At 68.1% G+C, this 13,021-nt stretch carries 12 protein-coding genes and 1 tRNA gene; 6 read left to right on the top strand and 7 right to left on the bottom strand.

From position 1 onward, the window contains the following. Window positions 1-11 precede the first annotated feature (11 nt). From ITJ48_RS05275 to ITJ48_RS05300, 6 genes are all read left to right on the top strand, one after another. Complete coding sequence (locus ITJ48_RS05275) at window positions 12-554, top strand: hypothetical protein (protein WP_194612695.1); 543 nt, start codon at window positions 12-14, stop codon at window positions 552-554. A 4-nt stretch (window positions 555-558) separates the two neighbouring features. After that, window positions 559-1,446 carry a hypothetical protein gene (locus ITJ48_RS05280; RefSeq protein WP_194612696.1) on the top strand — a complete coding sequence of 296 codons (888 nt, stop codon included), beginning with the start codon at window positions 559-561 and terminating at the stop codon, window positions 1,444-1,446. Between the two features lie 20 nt (window positions 1,447-1,466). Continuing rightward, window positions 1,467-1,790, top strand: a complete 324-nt coding sequence (locus ITJ48_RS05285) for a hypothetical protein (protein ID WP_194612697.1) — start codon at window positions 1,467-1,469, stop codon at window positions 1,788-1,790. Between the two features lie 183 nt (window positions 1,791-1,973). Continuing rightward, a complete protein-coding gene (locus tag ITJ48_RS05290; RefSeq protein WP_194612698.1) occupies window positions 1,974-2,336 on the top strand; it encodes a hypothetical protein in 363 nt (120 codons plus the stop codon). Continuing rightward, window positions 2,333-2,629, top strand: a complete 297-nt coding sequence (locus tag ITJ48_RS05295; RefSeq protein WP_228506204.1) for a hypothetical protein — start codon at window positions 2,333-2,335, stop codon at window positions 2,627-2,629. The genes ITJ48_RS05290 and ITJ48_RS05295 overlap by 4 nt, the downstream gene beginning before the upstream one ends. 97 nt (window positions 2,630-2,726) lie before the next feature. Further along, window positions 2,727-4,445 (top strand): hypothetical protein, encoded by a 1,719-nt coding sequence (locus ITJ48_RS05300; RefSeq protein WP_194612699.1) that lies wholly within the window; start codon window positions 2,727-2,729, stop codon window positions 4,443-4,445. A 55-nt stretch (window positions 4,446-4,500) separates the two neighbouring features. Here the strand turns inward: ITJ48_RS05300 and ITJ48_RS16610 are convergent, their stop codons facing one another. The 7 genes from ITJ48_RS16610 to topA all read right to left on the bottom strand — a co-directional run bounded on the left by ITJ48_RS16610 (window position 4,501) and on the right by topA (window position 12,917). Then, the gene (locus ITJ48_RS16610) at window positions 4,501-5,826 is read right to left on the bottom strand and encodes an O-antigen ligase family protein (protein WP_194612700.1); all 1,326 of its coding nucleotides are present in this window, start codon (window positions 5,824-5,826) and stop codon (window positions 4,501-4,503) included. After that, window positions 5,819-6,871, bottom strand: coding sequence for an acyltransferase (locus tag ITJ48_RS05310; RefSeq protein ID WP_194612701.1), 1,053 nt, complete (start codon window positions 6,869-6,871; stop codon window positions 5,819-5,821). Before ITJ48_RS05310 ends, ITJ48_RS16610 begins: the two co-directional genes overlap by 8 nt. A 499-nt stretch (window positions 6,872-7,370) precedes the next feature. After that, a tRNA-Thr gene (locus ITJ48_RS05315) sits at window positions 7,371-7,443 on the bottom strand. 60 nt (window positions 7,444-7,503) lie between these two features. After that, window positions 7,504-8,163: a TetR/AcrR family transcriptional regulator gene (locus ITJ48_RS05320; RefSeq protein WP_192042112.1), complete on the bottom strand. Its 660-nt coding sequence runs from the start codon at window positions 8,161-8,163 to the stop codon at window positions 7,504-7,506. 14 nt (window positions 8,164-8,177) lie between these two features. Beyond that, window positions 8,178-9,323 (bottom strand): DNA polymerase III subunit delta', encoded by a 1,146-nt coding sequence (locus ITJ48_RS05325; RefSeq protein ID WP_194612702.1) that lies wholly within the window; start codon window positions 9,321-9,323, stop codon window positions 8,178-8,180. 10 nt (window positions 9,324-9,333) lie between these two features. Further along, on the bottom strand, window positions 9,334-9,960 hold the full coding sequence (gene tmk / locus ITJ48_RS05330) for a dTMP kinase (protein ID WP_194612703.1): 627 nt from the start codon (window positions 9,958-9,960) through the stop codon (window positions 9,334-9,336). Next, window positions 9,960-12,917, bottom strand: a complete 2,958-nt coding sequence (gene topA / locus ITJ48_RS05335) for a type I DNA topoisomerase (protein ID WP_194612704.1) — start codon at window positions 12,915-12,917, stop codon at window positions 9,960-9,962. The genes tmk and topA overlap by 1 nt, the downstream gene beginning before the upstream one ends. Between the last annotated feature and the right edge of the window lie 104 nt (window positions 12,918-13,021).

The raw sequence follows: 13,021 nt of genomic DNA on the forward strand, positions 1-13,021 counted from the left end.
CGGAGGTGCACATGGCAACCACACCCGAACCAACTAAGGGCGTGCCGCTCATCGCGGGTAACCCGTCCCCGACCATCCGAGCCGACCACAACAAGCTCGGAGAGTGGGTCCGAGACGAGGTTGAGTCCGCGGTGGCGACCGTCGATGACCTCCCGGCGAGCGGCAACTGGCTCGGCCGTCGCCGCTTCGTCTCAGCGGACGCACGTCCGTACGTGTGGCGCAGCACGACAAAGGGGTGGATGCCGGAGAGCGCGCCCGTCCAAGTTCTGCAGATGCCCCCGGGCCGCACCGCGCCCCCTGCTGACGCCGTCATCTACGAGAAGATCCAGTTCTTCACGGGCCTGCGAACCAACGAGTTCGGGGTGCTCAACGCGCCGTTCCGGTTCCCGTTCCGCGGCGGCCTGCTGTACGCCAGCGCGCAGACCCTCGAGGGCTCCGCCAAGAACCCAGTCATCAACAAGAGCAACTACACAGGCGACTACGTCGAGTGGGCATGGCCGGGCGAGCCCGCCATCGTCCCGCTGTTCCTCGTCCGTGCGCTGGGATGGGACTGACGCCATGGCCCTCTACCCAGTAGGCGTCTCCTCGTACGGTGAGCATCACGGCCGCACGCAGTACGTCACGAGCGCCACGACTGCTGCGCAGGTCCGGTCCCTCATCGCCGAGTCCGCTGGTGTCTTCGCTGGCGGTGCGGTGCTCTCCGTCAACGAGGGTGTCCGGTCTCGCGACGACCAGGCCGCGAAGCTCGCCGCGTGGCAGCGGTACCAGCGCGGTGGCCCCTGGGCACCACTGGCCGCCAGCCCGCTCTTCACGTCCACCCATGACGAGTCCCGAGGCTCGGCTCTCGACTTCGGCGTCACCATGGCGGACGGCCGCAACCGCGCCATGACGATGTCCGAGCAGTCCTGGGTCGTCAAGCGTGGCCAGCAGCGCGGCATCCGATGGACCGGCGCGGACTTCCGCCCCACCCCTGAGTCCTGGCACTTCAACGGCGGCTACGACGCCGAGGTGCCCCCGCTTGCTGGTCCCGCCAGTTCCGGCGGAGCCGTCGTCATCCCCGGTGGACTGCCGCCCGCCACCTCACTCCCCAAGGAGCCAGACATGATCGTGTTCGCCAACCTCAAGACAGACGTCTGGGCCGTCGCTCAGAAAGGCCACTTCGACCCTATCGAGAAGGGGAAGGGCGACCTTCTCGTGGCTGCGTCCGGGCTTCCGCTGCAGCGCGTCGAGGACCACATCTTCAACGGCCTCCGCGAGGTCTTCCTGCACCAGCACCCGAACCAGGTCTACGCGAACGTCGACAACAATGCGTGGGTCGTCGTCGGCCCCGGCGTCTACTTCGAGATCCCCGAGGGCGAGGGCGGGACGTACGAGGCCCTCTACGGCAGCCGCCACCCTGTCAACTCGGCGCAGCTCGCGACCATCCGCCGACTGAACGGCGTCTGAACCTGACCCTGGGGGGCACCATGGATCCGCTTGCTTTCATTAGCAGCTACTCCGATGTCGGCGCTGGCGCGATTCTCGTCGGTGTCGTCATCCTCATCCTGACCGGCAAGCTGGTCCCGATCGCCGCTCACCGTCGCGAGCTCGAGCGTGAACGTCTCCGCGGCGACGAGTGGAAAGAAGCCCACGGGACTTCTGAGCAAGGCCGGCGAGCTGCACTCGAGCAGAACGGTGCGCTCCTGGCCGGCGTGAGGATTGCGGACAAGTTCTACCGCGACTTCCTGCCGCCCGTCCCCGACGACACAACGATCCCGCACATGTCGGGAGGTTCAGATGTGGCCGTTTAGGCGCAAAGCACCACCCCGGACAGACGTCTTCGAAGCGCAGGAAGCCAGGCGTGCGGCGACGGACGACCTCGAGAAGGTCGATAGCCAGAGGGCTGAGGTCCGTCAGCTAGTCGACTCTCTTGAGCGCCGCCGGATGAAGAACAACTTCGGTGACGCTCTGGTCATCGCCATGGAGGCTCGCAAGTGAAACCCATCAGCAACGGCATCGTCTGGCTCGATGTCATCCCCAACGCGATCGCAGGGGCAGCCTGTGTCGCAGCCATCCTGTTCGTCGTCATCTACGCCTCGTTCTCGAACTGGCGGAAGACCAGTCCCGGGCGCTCGCTGATGTACGCCGTCCTGTCTCTGGCTGGCGTTCTCGCGATGAACACTCTGCACCTCGCGTTCGCCCCCTACCCGGGCGTGGAGTTCGTCCGCATCGCCGTCTACTCGGGGTTGCTGTTCTCGGTAATCCGGCTTGTTCTGGCGCTCGTTGCGATCCTCCGCGACACGGAAGAGGTCGACCTGAACTCGTTCATCCATCACGACAAGAAGGACACCAAATGAGCCACGCATCCACCGACGTCCAGCCGATCTGGTACCGCAGCCAGCGGGTCCTACGCACGATCGTCCAGACCGGAGTCCCGACGTTCATCGTCTTCGCCACGGTCCTGCCCCAGGTCATCGACGCCCTCGGCCTCCCGGTCGACAACGGGGTCCGGCTCTGGCTCCTCGCGGTCGCGGCCGGCGTCACGGCCGTCGCTGGCGCTCTCGCCCGGGTCATGGCGATCCCTGCCGTGAACGGCTGGCTGGTGACCATCGGCCTGGGTTCTGTCCCCAAGGCTGCAGTCACCGAGTAGCAGCACCTCAGACGCCACCCCAACATCACGGCCACCTGCGGGTGGCCTTTCCCGTTTAGCGGCCCCGTGGGGCCTGACACGAAAGCAGGTACCCCGCATGGGTTTCATCCCCACGTTCGACGACACCACACTGCTGCCCGAAGAAGGAGCCGTCCGCACGGCGATGGGAGCCGCGTTCAAGGTAGATGCGTACACAAAGGCGCAGTCCGATTCCCTATTCGCGCCCATCGGCTCGGGCGGCGGTAGTGGTGGAGCCGGGTCCGCAGACCTCGCGCCGGTGTACATCGAGGCCCGCGACACTGGCCTCGCAGTCAAGTCCCCCGACAACCTTCGCACCGGGCTGCCCACGACCACGGCGACGGGCGGTGGTTACGCGTCAGAGATGTCGATCGCAGTAACAGGAACGAAGGGCAGCAAGACCCTGACGTCGAGCGAGCCTTCCAAAGTGGCAGGTCTCGGAACGAACCGGTTCGCTGCTGTTCTCAACCGGGCAAGCGGCACGGACGACTTCTTCGTCACCGTCATGGGCAACGACGGGGCGAGCGCCATCACCCTCAGGCGTGCGCTCGCTGCCGACTTCACGGGGACCCTGTCGGCGAAGTACGACGCAGTGTCAGGGCAGCACCTGACCCAGGCTGCCACTCGCGCCTACGCCCAGCACGCGCTGAGGGCCAACGGGGCGACTTCGGCTCGAGGCGGCATTCTGTCCGGCACTTGGGACGCCCAGCCGCCGACCTACAACCAGGCCTGGCAGCCAAACGCGGCCCTCGTCGCTTTCGGGAAGGTCAACTCGGCGGCTCCCATCGTCCGCACCGAGCAGGGGGTGCAGGCAACCCACAACGTCATCAGCCCGGTCGATTTTGTGGAGCTGCACCCGTGCGTCGCAGCGTCCGGCGTGATGACCGGAACCCACAAGGCAGGGCACGGTTCGGAAGCGACCATCTACACCGGGCGGAAGCCTGCCGCGCTCGAGTTCTACACGGCCGCTTACCGAGCGTCCGAGAGCGGCATCGCGTACACGATCAAGGTGACCGTGACTGGTGACGGCGTGACCCTCTACGACCAGACGCACGACGCGTTCATGACAAGGGTCAACGTGCCCGTCACCGGCTTCGACAAGATCGTCGTCAGCGTCACAAACGCGAACAGCACCGACACCATCTACAACCTGTTCATGTCGAACCTCCTTGTCCGTGAGGCAGGAACGTCAGGCAAGGTCGGGCGCGGCAAGGTCGTACTTCTTGGTGATTCGTGGGGAGCGTTCTACGACGGTGCGCTCGGAAAGGCTGTCGCTGCTAAGACCGGCTCGACAGTCGTGACCCGGGCGCTTGGAGGGACGACCACCGACTGGGCTCTCGACTGGTTCGACACGTACGTTCTCGCCGAAAAGCCGGACGAGTGCTGGATCCACTTCTTCACAAACGACGCGAACCAGACACAGCTGACCTACACGGCCCCGGACGGTTCGACCAAGCCGCTGTGGCCCGCAGGCCTGTCGCTCGACCAGGCGATGCTGCGGTGGCGTCAGAACCTTCTGACTCTGATCTACCGATGCCAGCAGGCAGGTATCCGACCCGTCATCTTCGTACCTGGCGGGACTGCTTCTGAGGCGCAGACCCAGCGTCACACAGCTTGGGCCCAAGGGCTCGAGCGGCCCGCCCTCGTGGACTGGTCTCCGACTTCTGCAGAGCTGGCAGATGCGGTCGCGTACGTCAACGTGGTCGGCAAGAAGCCCGGGGCGCGCGTGATGGTGGGCACTTCGCCCCGTTACGCCAGCGGATCTGCACCCAGTGATGCCTGGGTGGCCGCCACCTGACACGAAGACCCCCTGCCTGACTCTCGAGAGTCAGGCAGGGGGTCGCTTCGTCGTCTCAGCGGGCGTCGCTGAGAAGTACCGCTTCGTGTGCGGGCTCGTCCCTCGTTCTCCGGAGTTCAGTCAGACTCAATCCGAGTAGGAGCAGAGTCTGGAACGCGGACCCGACGAACGGACCGGAGGGCTCGAGGAAGATCGTGGCGATCAGGACGGCGATGATCATGTGGCCGGCCTGGCCCTCCGCTCCAAAGGGCTTGGGATCGACGAGCATGATGCGGCGGAGTAGGACGAGGAAGGCCCAGACAATGGGGATTCCGCAGGCGACGCCTCCGATGACGAAGAAGGTGACCAGGGCAAAGTGAGGCACGGCGCGATAGGCCGACCGGAAGGCCTCGAATCCGACACCAATCCATGGGTTTTCTTGGATTGCAGCGAGTCCTCCTCGCAGGAGCGTGGCGCGAGGATCGGCTTCGCCTGTCTCGGCATTGAGTCGTAGCAGGGTGTTCAGGACGAGGCCGCGGCTACTCGCGTAGGCGAGCAGCGCCGCCACCGCGGCGGCGGCAAGGATCGCTGGCCCAATTCGAACCCAGCGCCAGCGGACTGCGAGGATCCCCACGAGGAGCAGCGCGACGACGCCGCCGCGACCGCCACTGAGCAGGAGCGCGAGAAGACTAGCTAGGCCGACGAGTGCGTAGCTGAGACGGTTCTTTCTGCGCGCCATGCCTGCGAGTGCGATGACAACGCCGAGTGCCATTTGGTAGGTGACGAGGGTGGCTGACGGAGACAGTCCGGACAGTCGCGAGTACCCGGCGAAGGCAAGCGGGGTGATGGTCTGGTAGCCGGCTGCGGCTGCGATAAGGACGGCCGCGCTGGCTGCTGTTCCGAGTAGGTAGCCATTGAAGAGCGTCCAGGGGTTGTCGAGTCGAGTCAAAATGATCCAGCTAACGATGCTGCCGATGATCATGCTGATTCCGGTGTTGATTGCGGTCTGCTCGGGCCGGCTGTATCCAATGACCGCAACGAGCACGCCGACGATCGCCAGGGTGACGGCGATGCGCGCGGCGGGTCGAGTCCAAAGGTTGCGGGGAAGACGGGCGCTGCGGACGAGGACCACCGCAGCGATGCTGAAGCGGAGGGCGTCGAAGATGATCGGGTCGAGGGTGGCTACTGACCAGATCGGAAGCAGCGCACCCCAGATGAAGATCAGGTGCCTCAGAGGTATGAGGAAGGCGACGGTTCCACCGGCCACGGCGAGGCTGCCGGCATAGTTCCAGGGCGCGGGCAGCAAGAGGACGCCGAGGGCGACAACGGTCACCGCGCTGAAGGCCGCGACGAGGAAGAGCCACCCGGGGGCAGGGCGGTAGTTGCGCCCGATCTCAGACACTCTGGATCTCCTGCTCGCGCCTCTGCCGTGCTTGGAGCGCGAGACGGTCCTTGATGGAAAGGAATCGGCGCTCGACGAGGTACCAGCTGGCGACGGCGAGGACGAGCGTGACGGGGATGGAGAGCCAGCCGCTGAGGCCGAGGCTGTCGACGGTCCAGTGGGTCGCAGGGCCGTTCCAGAGGTACGCGCCGTAGGAGATGACGCCGAGTGCGCGGAGGGGCTCGAGAGCTCGTGTGGGCGAGGCCTGCCAGGTGCGGGTCACGGCGATGATGGCGATCGTGCAGAGCGCGACGAGGGCACCGCCGAGCAGGTAGGTGATGGCCTGCTCCTTCGCGTCGGGCATGACGCTGAAGCCGGCAAGGATGACCGCTGCAGTGATGGCGAGGGGAATGCTGGCACGCGTGCGCTCGAGGCGGTCGCGGTGGATGTAGGCAGCACCACCGAGCACGAGCGCTACAGCCCAGGTCGTCGGCAGTGGGTAGATGACGACGACATCGAGGACGGCGGTAGCCGCGACGACGCTCAGCGCGCAGATCGCCACGAGCCCGACAACCGCGACGCGGATGCCTTTCGTGAGGACTTTCCGGCGGAACAGAAAGACCAGGAGCGCGGGCCACAGGAGATAGAACTGTTCCTCGACAGCGAGGGTCCAGAGGTGATTAATGCCGGGGTAGGACAGCATCGGCAAGAGGTCCTGCAGGTAGAGGCCGCCAACGAGGGCCCCGACGAGGAGACGTCCGACGCTGCCCGTAGGTCCGATGATGAGCTCGACGATCACGAAGATCAGCAGCATCGAGAACATGGCGGGTAGGAGTCGGAGAGCGCGGTTCGTGTAGAAGCGCTTGTAGTCGACACGGCCTCGACGTTCGATGTTGCCCATGAGGGTGCCAGTGATGAGGTAGCCGCTGAGGGCGAAGAACATGACGACGCCGACGATGCCTGCTCCGTCGAATATGTCGGGGGCGGCGTGGCGGAGCATGACGAGGGCGATGGCGATACCGCGGACGATGTCGAGTCCTGCGATGTGCGCGCGCTGTGATGGCACGTGATCCCCCCGGTGATTCTGCGGCCAGCTCAGCTGGCGCAGCCTGATCAGAGTAGCTGACCGCTGCTCATGCTGCAGAGATGTGCTTAGCCGCTTCGGGTGTGCCCGGCGACCCACCAGCGGAGACAATCTTCGGGGCTGACGTGGCTTGAGTACTTGGCGTCCCCGTCGTAGATCGTCCACCCGTCGTGCGGGTTCCGTGAAACGCCTGTCCCGTTTGGGAAGCCCGGGCGGTCGCGTCGGAGGAAGTAGCTCGACGGGTTCGTGTCGCGCTGCCGGGCCTGCAGTGTCCACTCGCCGATCCGAAAGCGCTCGGTCAGGTTCCCGCCCCACTCGGCGACCTGAGCCGCCCACGCACGCTTGTCTGGTTGCACAGCCATGACGGCATCCTTCCCTCGACGGCCGACAATGGCCCCACTTCTGGGGCGCGGCTACACCAGCGGCTACACGTGGCACAATGACGAAACCCCCGATCCGTGTGGATTCGGGGGTTTCAGTGAGCCGCTTTGGGGAATCGAACCCCAGACCTTCTCATTACGAGTGAGACGCTCTGCCGACTGAGCTAAAGCGGCGGATCTCGATCAGATCGAGAACCCGTGCCTCTCGGCACGATCACCAACTGTAGCGGATTCTCAGACCTGTCGCGTCACGACGCGGCCGAGCTCGGCGAACGACCCCTCCATGCGTGCCCTCAGGCCGTAGCGGTGATCGGTCGCGTGGTCGGCGTCGTCGTCGTCGATCCACTCGCCCCAGGCGTGCCGGAGCGCGGCGATGGCCACGAGGGTGAGCAGATGGGCGCTGCTGAGGTCCGACTCCTCCGTGGCGTCGTCCGCACGGCCGGGGGCCGTGGCCAGCCGGCGCGCGACGATGCCGGTGAGGCGCTCCTCGAGCACGCGGGTGGAGGCGATCCGGCGGGCGAGCAGGTCGGGGTGGCTGCGCAGCACCATGCGTCGACGCTGCACCAGGTCGCGGTCGAACGTCGCGGTCACGACGGCCTCGTCGAGGAGGCGGATGAGGCCGTCGATGATCGGCTCGTCGTGCGCCCCCAGGAACCTGTCGAGGGACTCCCCCTCGGGCAGGTCGGGGAGGTCGCCGACGACCGCTTCTTCTTTCGACGTGAAGTAGTTGAAGAACGTGCGGGGCGACACGTCGGCGCGGCGGCTGATCATGTCGACGGTGACGGCCTCGAGTCCCTCCTCGCCGATCAGGTCGAGGACGGAGAGCTGGATGGCCCGTCGGGTGGCCAGGCGCTTGCGCTCACGCAGGCCCGGGGCGGCAGTCGGGTCGGTCATGCCGCCATCTTGCCTCACCTGACCGCGTGTCGGCTGACGGCCACCAGCATGGCCTCGAGCGCCAGCGCCGGGGCCACGTTCGACTCGATCCGTCGACGCGCGACGGCGATCGCGTCCATGACCGCGAGCGTGCTCGCCGGCGTCGATGCCGCTGTCGCCTCGTCGAGCCGGCCACGGACCGCCTGGTTGATGGGCTCCTCCGCGACTCCGAGGTGCATCAGGAGGACGTCGCGGTACAGCGAGAGCAGGTCGACGAGGATGCGGTCGATGCCGTCGCGGAGGCTGCGGGTCGCCCGGCGCTTCTGGTCGTCCTCCAGCGCTCGGAGCTGGCTGCGGAGGGCAGGGGGCACGGTCCCGCCCGGCTCGACGCCGAGCGAGCGGAGGGCGCTCGCGCGTTCCTGGGCGTCACGCTGCTCGGTGATGGCCTTGGCGTCGTCCCCGGCGACGGCGAGCATGGTGGTGGCCGCGTTCACGGCGTCGGACACGCTGCGGATGGCCAGCGCGGCCTCGAGCGTCCGTCGGCGGCGCTCGCGCGCCTCCTGGTCCGTCGCGAGACGGAGCGCCATGCCGATGTGGCTCTGTGCCTCTCGGGCCGCCGTGACGGCCGTCTCGCGGTCGATGCCGTCGCGACGAACGAGCAGGTCGGCCACGTCGGCCACGCTCGGGGTGCGGAGGCGGATGCTGCGGACGCGGGACCGGATCGTGGGGATGAGGTCGGCCTCGCTCGGGGCGCAGAGGATCCACACCGTGCGGGGCGGCGGCTCCTCGAGGGCCTTCAGCAGGAGGTTGCTGGTGCGCTCGGTCATCCGGTCGGCGTCCTCGATGACGACGACGCGGTAGCGCCCGACCGAGGGAGAGAACTGGGACGACGCGACCAGCGAGCGGACCTCGTCGATGGTGATGATGATCCGCTCGGTGCTCAGCACGGCGAGGTCGGGGTGCGACCGGGCGTCGACCTGGCGGCTCGTCGCCTCGTCGTCGTGGCCCCGGGACAGCAACGCGGTCGCGAAGGCGTAGGCGAGGTTCGAGCGGCCGGAACCGGGCGGGCCGGTGATCAGCCACGAGTGCGTCATCGCCGAGCGGGAGGGATCGGCGGAGGCGGCCGCCTTGAGGAGCTCGACGGCGTCGGCCTGGCCGGTGAGGCCGTCCCAGCTGCTCATCGCTCGCCGCTCACTGCGCGGTCAGGAGGTCGGCGACCCTGGCCCGCACCGTCGCCGCGACGTCGGCGACGGGCCGCGTGGCGTCGACCACGACGAACCTCGCGGGCTCGGCGCGGGCGATCTCGAGGTAGGCGTCCCGGACACGGCCGTGGAACGCCGCGGCCTCGGACTCGAGCCGGTCGTACGACTTCTCGGCCGCGTCGAGTCGCGAACGGCCGACCCGAGGGTCGAGGTCGAGCAGCACGGTCAGGTCGGGCGTCAGCCCGCCGGTCGCCCAGGTCGACAGCTCGCGGACCTCGTCGCCGCCGAGGACCCGACCGGCACCCTGGTAGGCGACGGACGAGTCGACGTACCTGTCTTGCAGGACGACCTCGCCGCGGTCGAGGGCCGGACGCACGAGCGTCTCCACGTGGTGTGCGCGGTCCGCGGCGTAGAGCAGCGCCTCGGCACGCGGAGCGATGTGTCCCCGGCGGTGCAGCACGATCTGCCGCAGCTCGAGGCCCAGGTCGGTGCCGCCCGGCTCCCGGGTGCGCACGACGCTGCGCCCCTGCTCGCCGAGCCACTCCTCGAGCAGGGCCGCCTGCGTGGTCTTGCCCGATCCGTCGCCGCCCTCGAGGGTGATGAACAGACCGGGCACTACGAGGCCTCCGGCGCGTCGCCGTCCGTGGCCGTCGCTGTGACGGCGGCCTTCGCGGCGGGGGGCTTCCTCACGGCAGCCGGCTTCTTGACGGCAGCCGGCTTCGCGGCGGCGGCCCCGGCAGCAGCGGGCTTCGCGGCGGCGGGCTTCTTCGCGACCGCAGGCTTCTTGGCAGCCGGTTTCTTGGCAGCCGGCTTCTTGGCAGCGGGCTTCTTCGCGGCCGGCTTCTTGGCCGGGCCCTTGGCGCGCTTGTCGGCGAGCAGCTGGATCGCGCGCTCGAAGTCGACTTCCTCGACGGTCTCCCCGCGGGGGATGGTGGCGTTCGTCTCGCCGTCCGTCACGTAGGCCCCGAAACGGCCGTCCTTGATCTTGATCGGCTTGCCGCTGACCGGGTCGGCCTCGAACTCGGCGAGGGCGCTGCTGGCGCGCTTCGCCCCGTACTTGGGCTGGGCGTAGAGCTCGAGGGCGCCGGGCAGGTCGATCTCGAAGATCTGGTCCTCGCTGGTGAGCGACCGCGTGTCGGTGCCCTTCTTCAGGTACGGACCGTAGCGGCCGTTCTGCGCCTGGATCTCGTCGCCCGTCTCCGGGTCGACCCCGACCGTCCGCGGCAGGTCGAGCAGCGCGAGGGCGGTCTCGAGGTCGATGGTGTCGACGCTCATGCTCTTGAACAGCGACGCCGTCCGCTCCTTGGGCGCGGCCTTCTTGGCCGGCGCCTTCTTGGCCGGCGCCTTCTTCGTCTCCGTGCCGTCCGTGGCGGCAGGCGTGGCGGTGGCGGTCCCCGCCTCGACGACCTCGCCGGTGGCGGGGTCCGCAGCGATCTCTTCCGGGGTGCGCTCCGTCACGTACGGACCGAAACGGCCGTCCTTGGCGAGCACCTCCTTGCCGGACCCGGGGTTGACCCCGACGACGCGGTCGCCGATGACGGGAGCGTCGATGAGCTCGCGGGCACGGGCGGGCGTCAGCTCGTCCGGCGCCATGTCCTCGGGGACGTTGACCCGGCGGGGGGTCTCGGGGTCGTCGCCGGGAGCCTCCAGGTAGGGGCCGTAGCGCCCGATGCGCAGCGTGAGCCCCTCGCCGAGCGGGATGGAGTTGATGTCCCTCGCGTCGATCTCGCCCAGGTTGTCGATCACCTTGCGGAGACCACGATGCGTGTCGTTGCCGAAGTAGAAGCCGTTGAGCCAGTCGACCCGGTCGGCGTCGCCGCCGGCGATGAGGTCGAGGTCGTCCTCCATGCTGGCCGTGAAGTCGTACTGGACGAGGTCGCCGAAGTACTCCTCGAGCAGCCGGACGACGGAGAACGCGATCCAGTTCGGCACGAGGGCCGTGCCCCGGGGCGTGACGTAGCCGCGGTCGACGATCGTCGACATGATGGCGGCGTAGGTCGACGGACGCCCGATCCCCAGCTCTTCGAGGGTCTTAACGAGGCTCGCCTCGGTGTACCGCGGCGGCGCGCTCGTGTCGTGGCCCTTCGCCTCGATCTCGTCGAGGGTGAGCTGCTGGCCCTCCGTCAGCGGCGGGAGCTTGGCCTCGGCACTGTCGGCGGCGCCGTGCCGGTCTTCGTCACGCCCCTCCTCGTACGCGTTCAGGAAGCCACGGAAGGTGATGACGGTGCCGGTGGCGACGAACTCGGCCGCCGTGCGGGCGGCACCCTCGGCGGAGACGCCCGCGACGGCGGTCTCGGTCGTCGCCGTCACGACGACGGAGGCCGTCGAGCCCTTGGCGTCGGCCATCTGCGAGGCGACGGTGCGCTTCCAGATCAGGTCGTAGAGCTTCCAGTCGTTGCCCCTCAGGGTCGACTGCATGTCGCTCGGCGTGCGGAACGTGTCGCCGGAAGGGCGGATCGCCTCGTGCGCCTCCTGGGCGTTCTTGCTCTTGCCCGTGTACACGCGGGGCTTCTCGGGCACCGTGTCGGCGCCGTAGAGCGAGGCGGCCTGGGACCGCGCGGCGTTCGTCGCCTGCTGCGAGAGCGAGGGCGAGTCGGTGCGCATGTAGGTGATGTGCCCGTTCTCGTAGAGCGACTGGGCGACGCTCATCGTCTGGCGGGCGGAGAAGCGCAGCTTGCGCGCCGCCTCCTGCTGCAGGGTCGACGTCGTGAACGGGGCGGCGGGACGGCGCGTGTACGGCTTCGACTCGACCGACGAGACGACGATGTCGACGCCGGACGCCTGCAGCGCACGGGAGAGCACACCGGCCGAGGCCTCGTCGAGCGCGACGGCCTGCCCCTTGGGCTGGCCTCGGTCGTCGAAGTCCCGCCCGCTCGCGACCCTGGTGCCGTCGACCCGCACGAGGCGGGAGGAGAAGGGCACCGCGTCGGCGGCGGGCTCGAAGGTGGCGGTGAGGTCCCAGTAGGACGCGGAGACGAACGCGAGCCGCTCGCGTTCACGGTCGACGACGAGGCGGGTGGCCGCCGACTGCACGCGACCGGCCGAGAGGCCCGGACCCACCTTGCGCCACAGGACCGGCGAGACCTCGTAGCCGTAGAGGCGGTCGAGGATGCGGCGGGTCTCCTGGGCGTCCACGAGAGCCGTGTCGAGCTCGCGGGTGTTCTCCTGGGCCTTCTGGATCGCGTCCTTCGTGATCTCGTGGAAGACCATCCTCTTGACGGGGACCTTCGGCTTGAGCTCCTGCAGCAGGTGCCACGCGATGGCCTCGCCCTCGCGGTCCTCATCAGTCGCGAGGTAGAGCTCGTCCGCGCCCTTGAGGGCCCGCTTGAGCTCGGAGACCGTCTTCTTCTTCGCGTCGGAGACGACGTAGTAGGGCTCGAAGCCGTTCTCGACGTCGACGGAGAACTTGCCGAGCGACCCCTTCTTGAGCTCGGGGGGAAGGTTCTTGGGCTCGACGAGGTCACGGATGTGCCCGACGGAGGCGAGCACCTCGTAGCCGCTGCCGAGGTACTGCCCGATCGTCTTGGCCTTCGCGGGCGACTCGACGATGACCAGTTTCTTCGTGCCTGGCACGGGACTCCTTGCTTCGGGGGAACGTCTGGACCCGGTCACGAGGACCGGTCAGGTGGTCGGCGGCGGGCGGTTCTCCCGGCGTCCCTGACACGGGACCGACGGAT

It is taken from the genome of Frigoribacterium sp. VKM Ac-2530 (assembly GCF_015350835.1).
Classification (GTDB): domain Bacteria; phylum Actinomycetota; class Actinomycetes; order Actinomycetales; family Microbacteriaceae; genus Frigoribacterium.